Annotated in this window: 19 protein-coding genes and 1 other RNA gene; 7 read left to right on the top strand and 13 right to left on the bottom strand. The window is 65.5% G+C overall.

The genetic code is table 11. The features are described from left to right. Positions 1-100 precede the first annotated feature (100 nt). The 5 genes from FHR21_RS17000 to FHR21_RS17020 all read right to left on the bottom strand — a co-directional run bounded on the left by FHR21_RS17000 (position 101) and on the right by FHR21_RS17020 (position 5,821). Positions 101-1,606: a carboxylesterase/lipase family protein gene (locus tag FHR21_RS17000; RefSeq protein ID WP_184100485.1), complete on the bottom strand. Its 1,506-nt coding sequence runs from the start codon at positions 1,604-1,606 to the stop codon at positions 101-103. Then, positions 1,593-2,603 (bottom strand): sugar kinase, encoded by a 1,011-nt coding sequence (locus FHR21_RS17005; RefSeq protein WP_184100486.1) that lies wholly within the window; start codon positions 2,601-2,603, stop codon positions 1,593-1,595. The genes FHR21_RS17000 and FHR21_RS17005 overlap by 14 nt, the downstream gene beginning before the upstream one ends. Positions 2,604-2,735: 132 nt before the next feature. Beyond that, positions 2,736-3,491 (bottom strand): 2-dehydro-3-deoxy-D-gluconate 5-dehydrogenase KduD, encoded by a 756-nt coding sequence (gene kduD / locus FHR21_RS17010; RefSeq protein ID WP_184100488.1) that lies wholly within the window; start codon positions 3,489-3,491, stop codon positions 2,736-2,738. Beyond that, on the bottom strand, positions 3,491-4,327 hold the full coding sequence (gene kduI, locus FHR21_RS17015; RefSeq protein ID WP_184100572.1) for a 5-dehydro-4-deoxy-D-glucuronate isomerase: 837 nt from the start codon (positions 4,325-4,327) through the stop codon (positions 3,491-3,493). The genes kduD and kduI overlap by 1 nt, the downstream gene beginning before the upstream one ends. A 471-nt stretch (positions 4,328-4,798) precedes the next feature. Next, positions 4,799-5,821, bottom strand: a complete 1,023-nt coding sequence (locus tag FHR21_RS17020) for a formylglycine-generating enzyme family protein (protein ID WP_246427292.1) — start codon at positions 5,819-5,821, stop codon at positions 4,799-4,801. 109 nt (positions 5,822-5,930) lie between these two features. On the opposite strand from FHR21_RS17020, the gene FHR21_RS17025 reads away from it, so the two are divergent. Beyond that, positions 5,931-6,209 carry a hypothetical protein gene (locus FHR21_RS17025; RefSeq protein WP_184100584.1) on the top strand — a complete coding sequence of 93 codons (279 nt, stop codon included), beginning with the start codon at positions 5,931-5,933 and terminating at the stop codon, positions 6,207-6,209. Positions 6,210-6,291: 82 nt separating this feature from the next. Here the strand turns inward: FHR21_RS17025 and FHR21_RS17030 are convergent, their stop codons facing one another. From FHR21_RS17030 to mscL, 3 genes are all read right to left on the bottom strand, one after another. Beyond that, positions 6,292-9,132, bottom strand: a complete 2,841-nt coding sequence (locus FHR21_RS17030; RefSeq protein ID WP_184100490.1) for a TonB-dependent receptor — start codon at positions 9,130-9,132, stop codon at positions 6,292-6,294. Between the two features lie 233 nt (positions 9,133-9,365). After that, positions 9,366-9,723: a transfer-messenger RNA gene (gene ssrA, locus FHR21_RS17035) on the bottom strand. A 38-nt stretch (positions 9,724-9,761) separates the two neighbouring features. After that, positions 9,762-10,178 carry a large conductance mechanosensitive channel protein MscL gene (gene mscL / locus FHR21_RS17040; RefSeq protein WP_184100492.1) on the bottom strand — a complete coding sequence of 139 codons (417 nt, stop codon included), beginning with the start codon at positions 10,176-10,178 and terminating at the stop codon, positions 9,762-9,764. A gap of 120 nt (positions 10,179-10,298) precedes the next feature. Here mscL and FHR21_RS17045 point away from each other — a divergent pair, with 120 nt between their 5' ends. The 5 genes from FHR21_RS17045 to FHR21_RS17065 are packed head-to-tail and all read left to right on the top strand — an operon-like array spanning position 10,299 to position 13,474. Next, positions 10,299-10,895, top strand: a complete 597-nt coding sequence (locus FHR21_RS17045; RefSeq protein ID WP_184100494.1) for a LemA family protein — start codon at positions 10,299-10,301, stop codon at positions 10,893-10,895. A gap of 1 nt (position 10,896) precedes the next feature. Beyond that, on the top strand, positions 10,897-11,409 hold the full coding sequence (locus tag FHR21_RS17050) for a TPM domain-containing protein (protein WP_184100496.1): 513 nt from the start codon (positions 10,897-10,899) through the stop codon (positions 11,407-11,409). Continuing rightward, on the top strand, positions 11,406-12,221 hold the full coding sequence (locus FHR21_RS17055; protein ID WP_184100498.1) for a TPM domain-containing protein: 816 nt from the start codon (positions 11,406-11,408) through the stop codon (positions 12,219-12,221). The genes FHR21_RS17050 and FHR21_RS17055 overlap by 4 nt, the downstream gene beginning before the upstream one ends. Before the next feature lie 12 nt (positions 12,222-12,233). Next, positions 12,234-12,923, top strand: a complete 690-nt coding sequence (locus FHR21_RS17060; protein ID WP_184100501.1) for a TPM domain-containing protein — start codon at positions 12,234-12,236, stop codon at positions 12,921-12,923. Positions 12,924-12,925: 2 nt separating this feature from the next. Continuing rightward, the gene (locus tag FHR21_RS17065) at positions 12,926-13,474 is read left to right on the top strand and encodes an NUDIX hydrolase (protein ID WP_184100503.1); all 549 of its coding nucleotides are present in this window, start codon (positions 12,926-12,928) and stop codon (positions 13,472-13,474) included. Positions 13,475-13,481: 7 nt separating this feature from the next. Here FHR21_RS17065 and FHR21_RS17070 read toward each other — a convergent pair whose 3' ends face one another. From FHR21_RS17070 to carA, 5 genes are all read right to left on the bottom strand, one after another. Beyond that, on the bottom strand, positions 13,482-14,117 hold the full coding sequence (locus tag FHR21_RS17070) for a rhomboid family intramembrane serine protease (protein WP_184100505.1): 636 nt from the start codon (positions 14,115-14,117) through the stop codon (positions 13,482-13,484). Positions 14,118-14,134: 17 nt separating this feature from the next. Continuing rightward, positions 14,135-14,611 (bottom strand): transcription elongation factor GreA, encoded by a 477-nt coding sequence (gene greA / locus FHR21_RS17075; RefSeq protein ID WP_184100507.1) that lies wholly within the window; start codon positions 14,609-14,611, stop codon positions 14,135-14,137. A 96-nt stretch (positions 14,612-14,707) separates the two neighbouring features. Further along, entirely contained in the window at positions 14,708-18,028 is a 3,321-nt protein-coding gene (gene carB, locus FHR21_RS17080) for a carbamoyl-phosphate synthase large subunit (protein WP_184100509.1), read from the bottom strand. Position 18,029: 1 nt separating this feature from the next. Then, complete coding sequence (locus FHR21_RS17085) at positions 18,030-18,605, bottom strand: DUF6680 family protein (protein WP_338113198.1); 576 nt, start codon at positions 18,603-18,605, stop codon at positions 18,030-18,032. Continuing rightward, on the bottom strand, positions 18,602-19,873 hold the full coding sequence (gene carA / locus FHR21_RS17090; RefSeq protein ID WP_184100513.1) for a glutamine-hydrolyzing carbamoyl-phosphate synthase small subunit: 1,272 nt from the start codon (positions 19,871-19,873) through the stop codon (positions 18,602-18,604). The genes FHR21_RS17085 and carA overlap by 4 nt, the downstream gene beginning before the upstream one ends. 131 nt (positions 19,874-20,004) lie before the next feature. On the opposite strand from carA, the gene FHR21_RS17095 reads away from it, so the two are divergent. Beyond that, positions 20,005-20,457, top strand: coding sequence for a GatB/YqeY domain-containing protein (locus FHR21_RS17095; RefSeq protein WP_184100515.1), 453 nt, complete (start codon positions 20,005-20,007; stop codon positions 20,455-20,457). Positions 20,458-20,493: the final 36 nt, after the last annotated feature.

Genomic DNA, 20,493 nt, shown 5'->3' on the forward strand with positions numbered 1-20,493 from the left:
AGGCCGACACCGCACCCCCACCGCTGCGACTAGCGAACAAGTTCGCAAGTCTCGCTGCCTCCCCCATCAAGGGGGAGGAGAGGTACGGACGCAGATTCGTCTACGTCCCCGGCTGAATATAGGGCACCCGCGCGAACAGCTCACGCTCCCAGCGACGCGGATCATTCTCGGCGCGACTCTCGGCATCGAAAATCATCGTTTGCCGCTTCGCGAGATCATAGGCCGCCCAGCCTGGATCGCCGGTGCGCGCGAAGCGGACGAAAGCGTCCATCATGACATCGCTCATCGCTTGCTGCGCGGGCGTCGGGTCGGGGATGGTGCCGAAGCTGAGGCCGATATCGTCGGTGTGCTTCGCAGCCTCGAAATCGAGCTGATAGACGAAGGCGGGCGCCCCCGCCTTCGCCCGCGCCTCGGCCTCCTCGACCTGCCCGCGCCAGCTTCGCGCCGCGGTGACGATGCGGTGGAAGAGTTCGAGCGGCGCGGCGTCGGGATAGCGCGCGCGGAACTGCGCCACGACCCATTCGGAATGGATGTCGATCCGCATCTCGGGCGCGATCCGTGCGGCGAGATTGCCGAAGTCCAGCCCGGCAAGCTGCCGGCTGTCGGACGCGTAGAAGGCGCGCGTTTCCATCACCGCATTGCCGAGCATCATCGGGATGCCGAGCGACTGCGGCGCGGCGTCGGGCCAGAAGGGGTGACGCATCAGATGCGCCATGTCGAGCACCGGCCCCATATAGACGCCGCCGCCGAGGATCGGGTCGGTCGCGGAGAGCGCCGCGATCAACGGCTCGACCGGCGCGGTCGCGGGATCGACGCCCGGGCCGAGCTGCGCGAGAAACGCCTCGGCACGTTTGGTGGCGTTGAGCGGACCCGAGGCGGTGACCTGCTGCCCGCTCATCGTGATCGCCTTGTGGAACAGGCCCTTCGCCTCGGGCATTGCCATCAGCGTCGCGATCTTCGCGCCGCCGCCCGACTGCCCGAAGAGGGTGACATTGCCCGGATCGCCCCCGAAGGCCGCGATGTTGCGCTGGATCCATTGGAGCGCGACGATCAGGTCGAGCTGCCCCGCATTGCCGCTATCGGGGAAGCGCGGATCGAGCCGCGCGAGATAGAGATAGCCAAGCGCGCCCAGCCGGTGGTTGACGGTGACCACGACGACATCGCCGCGCGTCGCGAGGCGGGAGCCATCGTTGATGGGGTCGGTGACGCTGCCGGTCGAATAGGCGCCGCCGTGGAAATAGACCATGACCGGCTTCTTGTCCGCCACCTCTGGGTCGGGCGTCCAGACATTGAGGAACAGGCAATCCTCGGATTGCGGCCGGTAGCGGTCGCCGCGCTGCGGACAGGCAGGACCGAAACCGCCGGCCTGCTGCTCGGCCCTGCGGACCGGAACCGGCGCCCGGAAGCGGTCGGCCCGGCCATAGCGGATTCCCGGAAAGGAGCGCAGCGGATGGGCGACCAGCACATTTTCCCGGCTCCGGTAGAAACCGTCGGGCGTTGTAACGCCGTCGGCCGCATCGCCCGCGCCGAAAGTGAAGCCGCCGAGGCCGATCCAGGCACCCGCGCCCAGAACGGCCCGGCGGCCGATCCCGTCAGCGGCGGACATCGAGCCCGCCGCCGTGGAAGGCGTCGATGTCGGCCTGTCCGAAGCGGCTGGCATCGCCCGGCAGCGAATGCTTGAGACAGGTGAGCGCGAGGCCGGTCTCGGCCAGCGCGCGCGCGTCACCGCCCGACAGATGCGCGTGGAGCACCCCCGCGGCGAAGGCGTCGCCAGCGCCGATGCGGTCGACGATGCCGGTCACGTCGACCTCGTCGGTCTGGTGCGATCCATCCCGCAGGTCGACGCGCGCCGCGATGCGGTGGTGGTCGGCGGTGACCGTGTGCCGCGCCGTCGAGGCGATGAGCCTCAGATCAGGGAAGGCCGCGAAACCCGCCTCCGCCGCCTCGCGCCGCCGACCGGCGCCGTCGCCCGAAAAGTCGCGGCCAAGCACCAGCGACAGGTCGCGGTGGTTGCCGAAGAGGATATCGGCGGTCCCGATCAGCTCGGAAAGGATCGCGCGCGGGTCGCTGTCCCACGCCTCCCACAGCATCGCGCGGTAATTGCCGTCGAAGCTGATCGGCACCCCGAGTCGCTTCGCCGCGCGCGCTGCGGCAAGCGTCGCGTCGGCCGAGCGCGGCCCGAGCGCCGGCGTGATGCCCGACAGGTGGAGCAGGCGCGCACCGGTCAGCAGCGCGTCCCAGTCATAATCCCCCGACCCAGTCGCCGCGAAGCTCGACCCCGCGCGGTCGTAGACGATCTCCGACGCGCGCAGTCCGGCACCGACGCTGAGGAAATAGAGGCCCATGCGACCCGGTCCGGTCGAGACTGCGGCGCAGTCGACGCCGGCGCCGCGCACCGCCGCCACCGCGCCGCGACCCAGCGCATTGCCCGGAACCCGGCTGGCCATCGCGCAATCATGGCCGAGATGCGCAAGCCCCACCGCGACATTGGCCTCTGCCCCGCCGACATGCAGCGCCAGCGATGGCGACTGCATCAGCAGTTCATTGCCCGGCGCGGTCAGGCGGATCAGCAATTCGCCGAAAAAGACGAGACGGCCGGTCATCGCAGCGTCCCTCCCCAAATCCGTTCGTGCTGAGCTGGTCGAAGCACCGTTCTTTCTTCCTTCCGGCCATTCAAGATAAGGACAGCCCTTCGACAAGCTCAGGGCGAACGGAAATTTTGAGGCACCTCTTCGTTAGCGCGCGAGCCAGCCGCCGTCGACCGCGAGGATATGACCCTGAACATAATCCGAAGCCTTTGAGGCGAGGAAGACCGCCGCGCCGCCGATATCGGCGGGATCGCCCCAGCGCCCCGCCGGGATGCGCTCGACGATCTGGCGATTGCGCGTCGCGTCCGCCTGCAGCGCGGCGGTGTTGTTCGTCGCGATATAGCCCGGCGCGATCGCATTGACCTGCACCCCCTTCGCCGCCCATTCGTTGGCGAGCAGCTTGGTCAGGCCGCCCACCCCCGATTTCGACGCGGTATAGCTCGGCACGCGGATACCGCCCTGAAAGGTCAGCATCGAGGCGATGTTGATGATCTTGCCCGAACCGCGCGCGATCATATGCTTGCCGACCGCCTGGCAGAGGAAGAAGAGCGTCTTCAAATTGGTGTCCATCACCGCGTCCCAATCGGCCTCGGTGAAGTCGACCGCATCGGCGCGGCGGATGATGCCGGCATTGTTGACGAGGATGTCGATGCGGCCGAATTGGCCAAGCACCGCATCGACGAGCGGCTGCACCGCCGCGACGTTCGACAGGTCGGCGCCGAAATTCTCCGCCTTGCGGCCGAGCGCGCGTGCCTTCTCGACCGTCTCGGTCGCAGGCGAGCGACCCGCGGCGGCGATATCGGCTCCGGCTTCGGCGAGCGCGAGCGCGATCCCCTGCCCAATGCCCGTATTGGCGCCGGTGACCAGCGCGACCTTGCCCGAAAGATCGAACATGCCGACCATCACTTGAGCTGGCAGATGTCGAGAACGTTCATGTCGGTATAGTCGAGATTCTCTCCGCCCATCGCCCAGATGAAGGCATATTTCTTCGTTCCCGATCCCATGTGGATCGACCAGGGCGGGCTGATCACCGCCTCCTCGTTCGCGATCACGATGTGCCGCATCGAATCCGGCTCGCCCATATAATGGAAGATGCGGTCATTCTCTTCGGGCAGGTCGAAATAGAGATAGATCTCGCTGCGCCGGTCGTGGAGGTGCGGGGGCATGGTGTTCCACACGCTGCCTTCCTCGAGCACCGTCAGCCCGAGCAGGAGCTGCGCGCTCTCGCACACGCCGGGGATGACAAGCTGATAGATGGTGCGCTGGTTCGAATTGGCGAGGTCGCCGCGCGCGAGCGGGTTCGCCTGGTCGAGGGTGACATGCTTGATCGGGCAAACCTTGTGCGCCGGCAGTGAGGCGAGATAGAAGCGCGCGCCGTCGCCCTCGAAGGTCACCGTCTTCGACCCCATCGGGATATAGAGGCATTCCTTGTTCTTCATCGCGAAGCGCTGGCCGTCGACGGTGATCGCGCCGTCGGTGCCGATGTTGACCGCCGCCATCTCACGCCGTTCGAGGAAGGGATGCCCCGCAGCCGACGCGGGCTCGCTCTGCTCGGGAAGCGTCAGCATCCCGCCCTTCGGCACCGCGCCGCCGATCACGAAGCGCTCGTTGTGCGAATAGTTGAGGTTGATCCGCCCGTCCTCGAACATTCCCGACACCAGATAGCGCGCGCGCAGATCATCGTTCGATACATCCTCCATCATGTCGGGATGGGTGGCGTGAAAAGTCTTGGCGAACATCGTCATCCTCGCTTCGTTTCTGGGATAATGACTTTGGGCTAGCCCTTATGGTAACCGGTGTCAACGGGTGGGCCGGGATATTCCGCGCCTCCCCTGCCCGGCGACCGCTGTTCGTCACAGCATTGCGCGTTAGGAGCCGGCGGAGATTCATCTTGAGGAATCCCGACCGGTGTTGAAAAGCCGTGTGTCCCCGCCCTTCGACTGCCCGCAGGGCGGGCGCTCAGGATAAACTTCAGCCAAAGGCTGAAGACGGGGACCCAGGGCGGGTTGGCGCAAGGCCGCTCTGGTCCCCGCCTTCGCGGGGACACTCGCTTTTACCGTTTATAGGGTCCCCGAAACCTGAATCCCTACAATCCCTAAAACATATCCGCCCAATTCCGTTCGTGTCGAGCGAAGTCGAGACACCTATCGGTGGCGCGCGACCTCACGGCGTCTCGACTTCGCTCGACACGAACGGAAAGAGGGATCAGGTTAGAGGCGCGCCTCCCCCGGTTCCTTGTCATAAACCAGCCGGAAGCCGACGTTGCTCGTCCCCATGCCGGGATCGCGGCCTTGCCGCGATGCAGGGCGGTAACGCTGGCAATAATTGGGCGCGCATAAATAGCTGCCCCCCTTCACGGTGCGCGAGGGCATGCCGGGGTTGAAGGGATCATAGGCGTGATTTTCGTCAGGGCCCGCGGGGTTGTCGGTGTCGGCAGGATCGTGGCCGGGGCGGAAGTAATCGGACGTCACCTCCCACACATTGCCGACCATGTCATAGAGGCCGTTGGCATTGGGCTTGTAGCAGCCGACCGGCGCGACGCCCTTGAAGCCGTCGGTCTCGGCATTGTAGTTGGGAAAGGCGCCCTGCCAGCTATTCGCCTCGGCGGGCTGGACGTTGCGCGACGGCTGGCCGGCGCTCGCCGCATATTCCCATTCGGCCTCGGTCGGCAGCCGCCCGCCGCGCCATTCGGCGTAGGCGACCATATCGTCCCAGGCGAGATGGACGACCGGTTCGTCGGGCACCGGTCCGGGGCCGGAGGGACCATAAGGCTTCTTCCAGTTCGCGCCGGGGACATATTTCCACCAGTCGCTATAACTGTTCGACGGGAAATCGGGCGGAGTGAACACCGCCGATCCGGGTTTCAGCATGTCGGGCGGAATCTGGTCGGCGGGAACCTGGAACTGTTTGGGGTCGACCGGCTTTTCGGCAACCGTGACATAGCCCGTCGCCTGGGCGAAGGCCGCGAACTGGCGGTTGGTCACTTCATGCGGGTCGATCCAGAAGCCGCGCACGCGCGTCTCGCGCACCGGGCCTTCCTCGGCATAGACGTCGTCCTCGCCCATCAGGAAGGTGCCGCCGGCGAGCCGGACCGGCGTGTCGGCGATCCGCGCGCACTGGCGCTTGCCGTTCGTCGCCGCCACCTTCGCGCCATCGTCGGGGTCGCCACACGCCGCGACGCTTCCGAGGATGACGAGCGCGGCAAAAAACGGCATGATCGGGCGATGGGCCAAGCGGGTTCCTCCTCCTGCGTCGCCGCCTTACCGCCTTTTCGGCGCGCGGCGCAACGCCGGTGGGGAACCGGCGCAGGGCCGCGTCGTTGAAGCCTCGAGAGGAACGATCATGCCGCAACGTCCCCGCCCCTTTCCGATCCTTCCGGCGCTTGCCGCGACGCTGACCGCGGGCGCGGGCCTGTTCGCGCTATGGCGCCGGCGCCGCAACGGCAGGCGGTCGGCAGGCCACGCCGCCGCCTTTGCCGAGCGCGAGACCGATCCCGAGAATTTCGACCAGACCCGCTCGGCCGGGCCCCATGGCATGCGCGATCCGGCACGGCGGCGCTGGGACGAGGTCGACCAGGCAAGCGACGAATCCTTCCCCGCGAGCGACCCGCCCGCCTATTAGGGGAAGTCCCCGACTCCGACAGGAAAACGGCCGCCGCAAGGGACTGCGGCGGCCGTCGTTAGCGCACTCGGGAGGGGAGCGATCAGAATTTCACGCGCGCGCCGAACTTCATCGTCCAATTATACTCCTCGAACTGAAGGAGATTCTGACGGGCTCCGACATTGTTGTAGGCGAAATATTTGGCGTTGTTGATGTTAATCCACTCGTAGAAAAGCTGGACCTGCTTCGTAACGTCATATTTCGCAGAGAGGTCGAGCTGGAAGTGGTTGTCGATCATCCGGTCTTCGGGCGCCTCATCGCCGAGTTCGTCGAGATATTTCGAGCGATAGGTGCCGGCGAGGCGCAGCGAGACCGGACCTTTTTCATATCCGAGCACCGCGTTGAAAGTATGTTTCGAGGCGGCCGGTAAGTTGATCTTGCGCAGATTGGTGATGTCGCCGTCGATCGGCACGTCGCCGGTCGCGTCGGTATAGGTATAGTTGGTCTGGACGAGCAAACCGTCGAGCGGCGACGGCAGGAAGCGCAGCGCCTGGGTATAGCTCAGTTCGAGGCCCCAGATCCTGGCGCTGTCGCCGTTGATCGGAACGGTCGCCTCGTCATAGGCGATGCCCAGATATTCGCCCGGATCTTCGCGGTTGGTGTCGACGATGAAATTCTTCACGTCCTTGTAGAACAGACCCGCCGACAGCGCGCCGTTGTTCGGCAGATAATATTCGACCCCCGCGTCGAAATTCCACGCCTCATAGGGCTTGAGGTCGGGGTTGCCGAATTCGCCCTCGCGTTCGCCGTCTTCATTCTGTTCGATGCTGAACCGGGGCGCGAGCTTCGACAGCTTGGGGCGGACCAGGCTCTTGTAGCCCGCGGCGCGCAGCACGAGATTCTGCTGCGGTTCCCAGCGGAGCGTCAGGCTCGGCAGCCAGTCGCCGTAGCTGCGCTTGAACTGGTTGGCCACGGGGGGCAGCAGCGTGTCGTCCTCGGCCTCGGTTCCGTCGGGCAATTCGCCGCCCTCGGTCACGACGGTGACGGTGTTGGCGCGGATGTCGTTCTTCGTATGCTCATAGCGCACGCCGCCGATCACGCGCAGCGTGTCGCTGTCCCAGCGGCCGAGCAGATAGCCCGCGGCGACATCCTCGCTCACCGCATAATCCTCGACCGCCGAATCGAACAGCGTGTCGAACGCGTTGAGTTCGAAGGCATCGCGATTGGCGTCGAAGAAATCGCGCACCCTCTTCTTGCCCAGCACCGGCGACATGTCGGTGATACGATAGGTCTGGTTGCCGGCCAGATCGGCCATCGTCAGGCCGTCCATCTCCCAATATCGGGTTTCGAGGTCGTAGCTCTTGTCGCGCCAGCGCCCCTTCGCGCCCGCCTGGACGGTGAAGGTGCCGCCGGTCATCGCGAATTCGCGGGCGAGGTCGAACTTCGCGGACCATTCCTTGTCGCGCGAGTCCGACAGCGCGGTCACCTGAACGCTGTCGAGTTCATATTCGGACGGATCGAAGAAGGCTTCGACCGCATCGGCGTCGCCGTCCACCGTATAGAGCGGCCGCCGCATGTCGGCGAAGTTCAGGCCGAGCAGCAGCCCTTCGTCCTCGAACTTCCGTTCGAAGTTCGCGGGGTCGATCGAGCCGCTCTCGCGCTCCGTCGACTTGGCGAAGCTGACCGAATATTGCGCGTGCCAGCCGTCCGTTTCGGTCTCGCCGCCGAGCACGATGCTACGGATGCGCTGCCGTTCGAAGCGGTCCTTGAGCGAACGCTGGGCCTGCAGTTCGCCATCGGCATCGCTGAAGACGATATCGGTTCCGTTTCCTGTAATCTCGCCCGCATCTTCCAGCTTGAAGCTGGTCTCGCGGCGATATTCATGGTCGTCGAACTGGCTGTATATACCGCGCGCGTAGAGCTTGGTCGTATCGCCGACACGGAAATCGAAGTTGAGATTGGCCGAGAAGCGCTTCCGCTCGACGTCATAGTCGCGATAGTTGACCTCTTCGGGGAAGATCAGGCCGTCGTCGCTCCATCCGTCCGACTCGATATTATCGGTCTCGAACTTGCGCTGATAATAGGAGATGCCGCCCGACACGCCGAAGCCGTCCGACAGGCGCTGCGAGAAGTCGATGCTGCCCTTGGGGGTCAGCTTTTCCGAATAGTCGTTGTAGCTGCCCTCGATCTTCGCGGTCAGCAGATTCTTGCGGCGCTCGAAGGCGCTGGTCGTGTTGATCTCGATCGACGCGCCGATCGTGTCGGCGTCCATGTCGGGGGTCAGCGATTTCTTGACCTCGATCGATTCGATGCTGTCGCTCGAAATCACGTCGAGCGCGACAGAACGGACATCGCTTTCGGGCGCCGGCAGGCGCACGCCGTTGACTGACGTGGCGTTGAGTTCGGGGTCGAGCCCGCGCACCGACACGAAGCGGCCTTCGCCCTGGTCGTTGAGGATGTTGACGCCCGGCAGGCGGCGCAGCGATTCGGCGACATTCTGGTCGGGGAACTGACCGATCGCGTCGCGCGTCAGCACCGACGAGACGCCGTCCGCGGCGCGCTGGCGCGACAGGGCGCTCGACTGGTTGGCGGCCTGACCGATGACGAGGATGTCGCCGCCGTCGGCGCCCGACAGCGCAACATTCACCGTGATGCGCCCAGTCTCGGGCACCTCGACGCTCTGGCGCACGGGATCGGCGCCGACATAGCGGGTCTCGAGCGTATAGGTGCCCGCCGGCACGTTGCCGAAGCTGAAGCTGCCGTCGCGGCCGGTCGTGGCGACGCGGCCCAGTTCGATCAGGCGGACGCTCGCCGCCTGCAGCGCGCGCGTGCCCGACGCGTCGGCGACGCTGCCGGCGACCTCGCCCGCCTGGGCGATCGACACGAAAGATGTGCCGGCCAGCAGCAATGCCAGCCCGCGTGCGACGCCGAATCCTTTGGTCATGAAAAGCCCCCTTGAGAGTGTCGATGGCGGGCTCGCTAGGGGGAGTCGGTGACAGGGTGGCGTCGCGCGGATGACCGATGCGTGACGCGTTCGCGGCATTTCCATGACAGGATGTGGAAGCCTTTGCCGCAACGCAGCAAATCCGCCCCTCGCACATGACGCGACGTCAGAAAGCCGGGAAAGAAATCAGGAAAGGTGGGACGATTCTGTTGCCCGGCTCGTCCCCAGCCGCTGGTATCCGATTCTGTTGCCCGGTTCGGTCCGAACCGCGTTCTATTTGTCTAACCTTAGGCCGTGAGGCTTATCGGTTAGGCAGCCAGAGCGAGTGCTTCGTTATCGTTAGCACCTATTGGTTTTGAGCCTTTAACGGGTTACTCAGCCCGGAAGAAAATATCGTCTTTGAACACACGTCGATCCTGGTTCGGCCCCGTCAGAAACCCGCGCACCCCTTCAAAAGCGCGCGGGTTTGTGGTGGAGCCGCCGGGTACTGCCCCCGGGTCCGCTGTGTCTATTCCACGACACCATTTATCCTCATAGCCGGCCGAAACCGGCACCCCCGATATAGGAAACCCGCCCGCGCTTGGAAAGGGCGCAGGCGGGCATTTCGTCCCGAAAAGGGTTCAAGCCCCTTATTTCTTTCGCAATTCGTCGCGGATTTCGGTGAGCAGATCGACCTCGGTCGGGCCAGCAGGCGCGTCGGGGCCACGGCGCATGACCTTGTTCACCCATTTGACCAGCAGAAAGATGATGAAAGCGAGGATCAGGAAATTGATCACCGCGGTAATGAAGGCGCCATAGCCGATCATCGCGACGCCCGCTTCCTTCAGCTTCGCATAATCGGTCGCGGCGATGCCGTCGGGCACGCTGCCGAGCAGGATGAACTTGCTGGAGAAATCGACCCCGCCGAACAGCCAGCCGACGAAGGGCATGATCAGATCCTCGGTCAGCGACCCGGTGATGGTCGCGAAGGCGCCGCCGATGATGACGCCGACCGCCAGATCCATGACATTGCCCTTGGCGATAAATTCCCTGAATTCGCTCAACATGTTGCTGCTCCCCGGAAAAAGCTTCTGCGCGGCGAAACTGCCGCGACGATTGCGCAAAGGCAAGCGGCTTCCTATTATGTGTATTGTTGCGGCAAAACGCCGCCGGAGGGAGATTGACCCATGAGCTTTCGTTCCGCCCGCTGGATGATCGTGCCGGTCGCCGCGATGAGCCTGTCCGCCTGCGGCATCAACAGCGTCCCGACCAAGGAGGAAGCCGCCAAGGCGAAATGGGCCAATGTCGAGGCCGCCTATCAGCGGCGCGCCGACCTGATCCCCAATCTGGTCGAGACCGCGAAGGGCGCCGCCCAGATCGAGCAGTCGACGCTGGAAGGCGTGATCCAGGCCCGTGCCTCGGCAACGCAGGTCAAGCTGTCGACCGACGATCTCGAAGACCCCGCGAAGGTCCAGGCGTTCCAGCAGGCGCAGGGCAATGTCTCGAGCGCGCTCGGCCGCCTGCTCGTCACCGTCGAACGCTATCCCGACCTCAAGAGCCAGGGACGCTTCGCCGACCTGATGACCCAGCTCGAAGGGACCGAGAACCGGATCAACGTGTCGATCCAGGATTACAATACCGCGGTGCAGGATTATAACACGACGATCCGCACCTTCCCCGACATCATCGGCGCCAAGATCGTCCACGGCGCGAAGCCGATGACGCCCTATCGCGCGGTGAGCCCCAACGCCAATGAGGCGCCGAAAGTCGACTTCGGGCAATAGGGTGCGCCGCGCCCTTCTTGCGGCGCCGCTCGCGATCCTGCTGGCCGCGGGCGGCTGCAAGGCCGAGGCCGCGCGCGAGAGCGCGGCCTGCGACGGCGTTCCGCCGCTGGCGCTGGCGGGCCGGGTCACCGACGCCGCCGATGTGCTCGATCCGGCTGCGGAAGCCCGCTTGTCCGACCGCCTCGCCCGCTATGAACAGGCGACGCGGCACCAGATGGTCGTGGCGACGACGCCGGGCCTGAACGGCGTCCGGGTCGACAATTTCGGCACCTGCCTCGGCAACCGGTGGGGCATCGGGGACAAGGATCGGGACGATGGCGTCCTGATCCTGATCGCGCCCAAGGAGCGGCAGATGGGGATCGCAACGGGAAGCGGCATGGAAAACATACTGCCCGACGACAAGACGCTGGAGATCGTTCAGCAGATGACACCCCATTTCGCGAAAGGCGATTATGCCGGCGGCCTCTCCGAGGGGATCGAGGCCATTGCGGCGCAGACGGGAGAAACACCATGAAGTCGCTGCTGCTCGGCTGGGCGCTCGGAATGGCGCTTGTCGCCTCCCCCGCCGCCGCGCAGAGCTTTCCCGAGCTGACCGGACGCGTCGTCGATCAGGCGGATATCATCCCGCCGGCCGAGGAAGCGAGCCTGACCGCCCAGCTCGAACAGCTCGAAAAGGCGAGCGGACACCAGCTCGTCGTCGCGACCGTCGCCAGCCTCGAAGGCCATGATGTCGGCGATTACGGCTACCGGCTCGGCCGCGCCTGGGGGATTGGCGGGAAAGAGGCAAACGACGGCGTCGTCTTCCTGATCGCACCCAATGATCGGCGGATGAACATCTCGGTCGGCTATGGGCTCGAACCGATCCTGACCGACGCGCTGTCGGGCCGGATCATCCGCGATGTGGTCACGCCGAAATTCAAGGCCGACGATTATCCGGGCGGCATCCAGGCCGGCGTCGACGCGATCGCCGAGCAGATCCAGCTTCCGCCCGAGGAGGCTGCCGCGCGCGTCCAGGCGGCGGCTGCCGAAGCGCGCGACCGCGCCGACGACGGCGATATCGGCGGGCTTTTCTTCGTCGGCTTCATCGTCTTTTTCTTCTTCATCCTGCCGATGCTCTCCGGCCTCGGCCGCCGCGGCAAGCGGCATCGCCGGCATCGGCCGTGGGGCGCGCCCCCGATCATCATCTGGGGCGACAACGACTGGGGCGGTGGCGGCGGCTCGTCATGGGGCGGCGGAAGCTGGGGCGGCGGCGGTGGCGGCGGCTTCGGTGGCTTTTCGGGCGGCGGCGGCAGCTTCGGCGGCGGCGGCGCGTCGGGCGGCTGGTAGGGAGACGACAGCATGGCCCTCACCAAGATCAACCATGTCAGCGAAGCCGATCACGACCTCGTGACCGCGGCGGTCGCCGCGGCCGAGCGCGACACCGACGGCGAGATCGTCACCGTCATCGCCGCGCAATCGAACGATTATGACGATGTCGCGCTCGTCTGGGCCAGCGTCGTCGCCTTTGTCGCCATGTCGGTGATCGCGCTTTTTCCCGATTTCTATCAGGGGCTCTACGACCGGCTGACCGGCGGCTGGGGGCACGATCTGACCGCCAATCAATGGCTGGGGACGGTGATCGCGGTCGGCGTCCTCAAATGGATCGGCATATGGCTGATCCTGCTGTGGCGGCCGCTGCGGCTCGCGCTGACGCCGCGGGCGATCAAGGCGCAGCGGGTGCGCGCCCGCGCGATCGGCCTGTTCAAGGTCGGCACCGAGGCGAAGACTGTCGGGCGCACCGGCGTCCTCCTCTATGTCAGCCTGCGCGAGCACCGCGCCGACATCGTCGCCGACGAGGCGATCGCCGCGAAGGTCGCGCCCGCGGTGTGGGGCGAGGCGATGGCGGCGCTGATCGAACGCATCCGCGCCGGCGAGCCCGGCGCCGGCATGGCCGAGGCGGTCAAGCGCATGGGCGTCGTGCTGGCCGAGCATGTCCCGAAACGCGATGAGAATCCGAACGAATTGCCCGACCGGCTGATCGAGATCTGACCATGACCCGCCCTGCCCCCGACGCCCCCATCGAAACGCGGTGGGAAGGCCGTTACATCACCGTACAGCAGCAGGGGACGTGGGAATATGTGTCGCGCGCGCGCGGCATCCATGCCGCGGTGATCCTCGCGATCGAGGAGGCGGCGGATGGGCGCCATGTGATCCTGGTCGAGCAATATCGCGTGCCGCTGAAGCGCCATTGCCTGGAGCTGCCGGCGGGGCTGGTCGGGGACGAAGGAGTCGCGGAAGTTGCCGAAAGTGCCGCGCAACGTGAGCTGGAAGAGGAGACCGGGTATCAGGCTACCCACTGGCGCACGGTCGGCGAATTCTTCTCTTCGCCGGGAATGGTCAGCGAAAGCTTCACTTTGCTCGTGGCGACGGGCCTGACCAAGGTCGGCCCCGGCGGCGGGGTCGGGGGCGAGGACATCATCGTCCACCGCGTGCCGATCGCCGAAGTTGCCGACTTCGTCGCCGCGAAGCGCGCCGAAGGCTGCGGCATCGACGTGCGCGTCACCATGCTGCTGGCGGGCGGGTTGCTGGGCGACCTCTAACGGGGGCTCAGCGCCCCCCGAAACGCCAGCGCAACAGGGGGCGGGCGAGGATCAGGCCGGCGACGAAGCCGCCGACATGCGCCCATATGGCGATGGCGCCGAAGCCGGCGCCGCCCGCGAAGCCGATCAGCAACTGGATGCCGATCCACGCCGCCGCGAGCCATAGCGCGCGCACCCAATGACTGGGGATCGGGCCGATGGCGGGAGCCTGCGACCGGCTGAAGATCAGCGCGAACACCGCGAGCAGCGCCGAGATCGCGCCGCTGGCACCGATCATCGGCACATGGGATTGCGGGTCGGCGAGCCAGTGCGCGAGCGCGCCCGCATAGGCGCCGACAAGCAGCAGCACGGCCATCGCCCGGCTGCCCAGCGGGCCTTCGAGCTGGCGCCCGATATAGAGGAGGATGACCAGGTTGAAGACCAGATGGAGCACTCCGCCGTGCAGGAAAGCCGCGGTCAGCGGGGTCAGCGCGAAGGGCACGAACGTCCCCGGCGGCAGGATCAGTTCGGTGCCCGAACGCGCCGGGATGAAGCCCGCGCGGACGATCGCGTCGAGCTGAAGCCCGGCGATCGCCAGCAGCACGAAGACGAGCACGCAGGCGACCGCATAGCCGGTGACCAGCGGCGCGGCCTGGGGTTTCATCGCGCGCGCGCCGTCCGTCAGACGAATTCGATCTTGGTCACCAGATAATATTTGTCGCCGGCGGGCACGGTCACCTCGATCTCGTCGTCGACCTTGCGGCCGATCAGCGCGCGGCCCAGCGGCGAATTGTAGCTGATCTTGCCGATCTTGGCGTCGGCCTCGGCCTGGCCGACGATCTGATATTTGACCGGCTTGTCGTCCTCGTCGGCGAGGGTGACGGTCGCGCCGAACACGATGCGGTCGCCCGACAGCGTCGTCGGGTCGATGACCTGCGCGCGCGACAGGCGATCCTCGAGGTCGCCGATGGACGCCTCGACCTGACCCTGACGTTCCTTGGCGGCGTGATATTCGGCATTTTCCGAGAGGTCGCCGTGGGCGCGCGCTTCCTCGATCGCGTCGACGATCTGCGGCCGCTCGGCCTTGAGCGCGGCGAGCTGCGTGCTCAGCTTTTCATAGCCTTCTGCCAGCATCGGCACCTTTTCAACGCTTGCCATTATCCTGTCGTCCTTCGTAAAAAATTCCGCCTCGGCGGGTGAGCGCCGGGCGGCCGAGCCGCTGTTTCCGTCGATGTGGGGAGATGGAGCGGTCCCTCAATAATAGTCCTGAAGCGGCTTCACTTCAAGACTGCGCGCGCGCAACGCACCGATGGCATGGGTCGCGGCATCGCTCCCCGCCGCGGTGGTGTAATAGGCGATGTCGCCCGCGAGCGCCGAGGCGCGGATCGACTGCGAATCCTGCAGGCTCTGCCACCCTTCGGTGGTGTTGAAGATGAGCTGGACGTCGCCGTCCTTGATCCGGTCGACGATATGGGGGCGCCCCTCGGCGACCTTGTTGACGCGCTCGACCGCGATGCCCTCGCCCGCCAGATAGTCGGCGGTACCGCCGGTCGCGATCACCTGCCACCCCCAGTCGGCAAGCTGGCGCACCGCGCCCAGGATGCGCGGCTTGTCGCTGTCCTTGACCGACACGAACAGCCGCCCGTCGGTCGGCAACCGGTCGCCCGCGCCGAGCTGCGCCTTGGCGAAAGCCAGGTTGAAATCGCCATCGATTCCCATGACTTCGCCGGTGGACTTCATCTCGGGGCTGAGCACCGGATCGGTGCCGGGGAAGCGCGCGAAGGGGAAGACCGCCTCCTTGACCGCGACATGGTCGATATCGCGATTGATTTTCGGCAGGTCGGCGAGGCGCTCGCCGGCCATCACCCGCGCCGCGATCTTGGCGATCGGCGAGCCGACCGCTTTCGCGACGAAGGGCACGGTGCGGCTGGCGCGCGGGTTGACCTCGATCAGATAGACCTCGTCGCCCTGCACCGCGAACTGGATGTTCATGAGGCCCCGCACGTCGAGCGCGCGCGCCAGCGCGGCGGCCTGGCGCTCGATCTCGGCGACGATGGCAGCCGACAGGCTGTAGGGCGGGATCGAGCAGGCGCTGTCGCCCGAATGGACCCCGGCTTCCTCGATATGCTGAAGCACGCCGGCAACGACCACGTCGCTTCCGTCGCACAAGGCATCGACATCGACCTCGATCGCGTCGCGCAGATAGCGGTCGATCAGCACCGGCGAGTCGCCCGACACCTGCACCGCGGTCTCGATGTAATTTTCGAGCTGCGCCTGGTCGTCGACGATCTCCATCGCCCTGCCGCCGAGGACATAGGAGGGGCGCGTCAGTACCGGGTAACCGATGCGCGCCGCGACCGCGACCGCTTCCTCGCGGCTGCGCGCGATGCCGTTCTCGGGCTGCTTGAGGCCGAGTCTGTTGACGAGCGCCGCGAAGCGTTCGCGATCCTCGGCGAGGTCGATCGCGTCGGGCGAGGTGCCGAGGATCGGGATTCCCGCCTCTTCCAGCGCCTGCGCAAGCTTGAGCGGGGTCTGGCCGCCGAACTGGACGATCACCCCGACGAGGGTGCCCTTCGACTGCTCGACGTGGAGGATTTCGAGCACGTCCTCGGCCGTGAGCGGTTCGAAATAGAGGCGATCCGAGGTGTCGTAGTCGGTCGACACCGTTTCGGGATTGCAGTTGACCATGATCGTTTCATAGCCCGCGTCGGCGAGCGCGAAGCAGGCGTGGCAGCAGCAATAGTCGAACTCGATCCCCTGCCCGATCCGGTTCGGCCCGCCGCCGAGGATGACGATCTTCTTGCGGTCGGACGGGTTCGCCTCATCCTCGGGCGCGCCGAAGGTCGGCGCTTCGTAGGTCGAATAGAGATAGGGGGTCTGCGCCTGGAATTCGGCGGCGCAGGTGTCGATGGTCTTGAACACCGGCCGCACGCCGAGCCGATGGCGAAGCTTGCGCACCTCGGCCTCGGTGACGCCGCCGGTCATGGCGTTGATGGTGTCGTGGATCAGGCCGCTGCCACGCGCGGTCGCGCGCTGGGCGCCGGGCTGGAGGTTCGCCGATTGCAGCGCCAGATAGGCGAGCCGCTTGTCCGAAAAGCCCATCGCCTTCAGCCGGCGCAATCCTTCGGCATCGCGCGGCAGGCCGTTGCGGCACACATCCTCCTCGGCCGCGACGATCTCCGCGATGCGGTCGAGGAACCACAGGTCATAGCCCGCGATGCGGTTGATCTCGGCAAGCTCCAGCCCCTCGCGGATCGCCTGCGCCGCGACGAGCAGCCGGTCGGGGGTCGGCTTCGCCAGTTCGCTCTTCAGCACCTCATGGCTCGCGCCGACCAGCCGGTCGACCATGTTGAAGCCGCTGAGCCCCGTTTCGAGGCCGCGCAGCGCCTTTTGCAGGCTTTCGTGGATGGTGCGGCCGATCGCCATCACCTCGCCAACCGATTTCATCGCGGTCGACAGCGTCGCCTCGGCGCCCTTGAACTTTTCGAAGGCGAAGCGCGGGATCTTGGTCACCACATAGTCGATGGTCGGCTCGAACGACGCCGGGGTCACGCCGGTGATGTCGTTCATGATTTCATCGAGCGTATAGCCGACCGCGAGCTTGGCCGCGACCTTGGCGATCGGGAAGCCCGTCGCCTTCGACGCGAGCGCCGACGAGCGCGACACGCGCGGGTTCATCTCGATCACGATCAGGCGGCCGTCCTTCGGATTGACCGCGAACTGCACGTTGGAACCGCCTGTTTCGACGCCGATTTCGCGCAGCACCGCAATGCTGGCGTTGCGCATGATCTGATATTCCTTGTCGGTCAGCGTCAGCGCGGGGGCGACGGTGATGCTGTCGCCGGTATGCACGCCCATCGGATCGACATTCTCGATCGAACAGATGATGATGCAATTGTCCTTGCGGTCGCGCACCACCTCCATCTCGAACTCCTTCCAGCCGAGGAGAGATTCCTCGATCAGGACTTCGGTGGTGGGCGAGGCGATCAGGCCGCCGCGGACGATATGCTCGAACTCCTCGCGGTTATAGGCGATGCCGCCGCCGGTGCCGCCGAGCGTGAAGCTGGGACGGATGATCGCGGGCAGGCCGGTGCGGTCGAGCACCGCCATCGCCTCGTCGAGCGTGTGCGCGACGCCCGAGCGCGCGCTTTCGAGCCCGATCTTGTCCATCGCGTCGCGGAATTTCTGCCGGTCCTCGGCCTTGTCGATCGCCTCGGCATCGGCGCCGATCATCTCGACGCCATATTTGGTCAGCGTGCCGTCGTTGAACAGGGCGAGCGCGGTGTTGAGCGCGGTCTGCCCGCCCATCGTCGGCAGCACCGCGTCGGGGCGCTCCCTCTCGATGATCTTCGCGACGATCTCTGGGGTGATCGGCTCGACATAGGTGGCGTCGGCGAGGTCGGGATCGGTCATGATCGTCGCCGGGTTGGAGTTGACGAGGACGATGCGATAGCCCTCTTCCTTCAACGCCTTGATCGCCTGCGTTCCCGAATAGTCGAACTCGCACGCCTGACCGATGACGATCGGGCCGGCGCCGATGACGAGGATGGATTTTAGGTCGGTTCTTTTGGGCATATTATTTTTCTTCTGTTTTAGCCGCTTCGCTGTCGATCTCAGCGGTCGGCGCGCCTTTTTTGTTGGCCTGAATTTGTTCCCAGGTTTCGCCAGCTAGGAGCCGCGTTTGGAGCCAAAGAATGTTTGCAATGTCCCTCATCGCTTGCTGCGAGTCTTGAGCGAGGTTGTCACGTATGCGCCACCCGTCTGACGCATACGCAGAGGTTTGTATGTCTGTTTCCCGAAGCTTAAATCGGAGCGAGCGAGCAACTTCGAAAACAAGACGAGTTAGCTTGGTTGAAGAATTGAGCTGAATCACATCATCGTTGACGCCATCAGCGCGCTGTCTTGTTGCCTCAATAAACTCATTGTAGGCCTGCATCACGTCTCGTCGTGCATTGAACTCGACAGGAATCAGATTAATCGCAGTCAAGAAACTGGGGTCCGCGGGAATATGGCGAGTAGCGAGAAGCAATCTTAACACAATTATCTTCTGCTCTCGGTCCCTACGCCGACCGTCCACCCAGAGAGTGATCACCACGGCCACAATCGGACCGACGATCACCGCTATCAGGGTCAAGATTTCGCTCGTGGTCACTTCAACCCACCCACAAACTTCTCGAACAGATAGAAGCTGTCCTGCGGCCCCGGGCTTGCCTCGGGGTGGTATTGCACGCTGAACGCCTGCTTGCCCGTGACGCTGATGCCGCAATTCGATCCGTCGAACAGGCTCTTGTGCGTTTCGACCACGCCCGCGGGGAGCGTCGCGGCGTCGACCGCGAAGCCGTGGTTCATGCTGGTGATCTCGACCACGCCGTCTTCGGCCCGCTGCACCGGGTGGTTGGCGCCGCGATGGCCCTGGTGCATCTTGATCGTCTTCGCGCCGACGGCGATGCCCAGCATCTGGTGGCCGAGGCAGATGCCGAACAGCGGAACGTCGCGGTCGAGCAGGCCCTTGATGACCGGCACGGCGTAAGCGCCGGTCGCGGCGGGGTCGCCGGGGCCGTTCGATAGGAACACGCCGTCGGGCTGGTGCCCCAGCACCTCGTCGAGGCTCGCGGTCGCGGGCACCACGGTGACGCGCGCGCCGGCCTTCACGAGGTTGCGGAAGATATTGTCCTTCGCGCCATAGTCGATCGCGACGACATGGGGGCGATCATCTCCCCTCCCGCTTGCGGGAGGGGTCGAGGGAGGGCTTGTTTCGGTCGAGGTGGAGGTTGACATGCCCTCCCCTAGCCCCTCCCGCAAGCGGGAGGGGGACTGGTAGCCCTCGCCCAGCATCCACGTCCCCGCGTCCCAATCGCCCGTGTCCGTCCGGCTGACCTCCTTCGCGAGATCCAGCCCCTCCAGCCCCGGCCAGCCCCGCGCCATGGCGAGCAGTTCGTCGATGTCGAACCGCCCGTCCGGGTCGTGCGCGATCACCCCGTTCGGCGCGCCAGCGTCGCGGATGCGGCGGGTCAGCGCGCGGGTGTCGATCCCCGCCAGCCCGATCACGCCCTGCCCGGCCATCCATTCGGGCAGCGTCTGGACGCTGCGGAAGTTGCTGGGCCGCGTCGGCAATTCGCGCGTGATACAGCCGAGCGCGCCGTGGACGCCGCGCTCCATATCCTCCGGGTTCGCGCCGACATTGCCGATATGGGGAAAGGTGAAGGTGACGATCTGCCCCGCATAGCTGGGGTCGGTCAGGATTTCCTGATAGCCGGTCATCGCGGTGTTGAAGCAGATCTCGCCGACCCCCGAGCCGGTCGCGCCATAGCCCTGTCCCCAGATCACCGTCCCGTCGGCGAGGACAAGGACGCCGGTGGCGCCCGCGGGCACCGGGGCGGATGGGGTTTCAGGCGTGGCTTTGGGTGTGGCGGGGGCCATCGAGCATGCTCCGGTCGGAAGGCTAAACGGCCGACCAACTAGGGAGCAAAAAAGTGATTCACAAGCTATCGGATTATGAATCTTCCCGCTAAAGGTGCTCCTTTCCGAAATGGCAGCGCATGGGGACACGCATGATTCGCGATGACATCAAGGCTGCGCAGGTTGCCGCGATGAAAGCGGGCGACAAGGCGCGTTTGGGCACGATCCGGCTGATGCTGGCCAAGATCAAGGACCGCGACATCGAACTGAGGACCGGCACCGCGCCGGCCGACGACGATGGGCTCGTCGTCGACGTTCTGCAAAAGATGGTCAAGCAGCGGCGCGAATCGATCACGATGTACGAACAGGGCGGCCGTCAGGAACTCGCCGATATCGAAGCCGCCGAGGTCGCGGTGATCGAGGATTTCCTGCCCGCGCAATTGAGCGAGGACGAAGCGAAGGCCGCGATCGCGGCGATCGTCGCGGAACTGGGCGCGAGCAGCCTCAAGGACATGGGCCGCGTGATGGCGGCGGTGAAGGAGCGGCACGGGTCCGAGCTCGACATGAGCAAGGCGAGCGGGTGGGTGAAGGCGGCGCTCTCCTGAAACAGGCCCTCCCCTAACCCCTCCCGTAAGCGGGAG

This window comes from Sphingopyxis panaciterrulae, assembly GCF_014199295.1.
Classification (GTDB): Bacteria; Pseudomonadota; Alphaproteobacteria; order Sphingomonadales; family Sphingomonadaceae; genus Sphingopyxis; species Sphingopyxis panaciterrulae.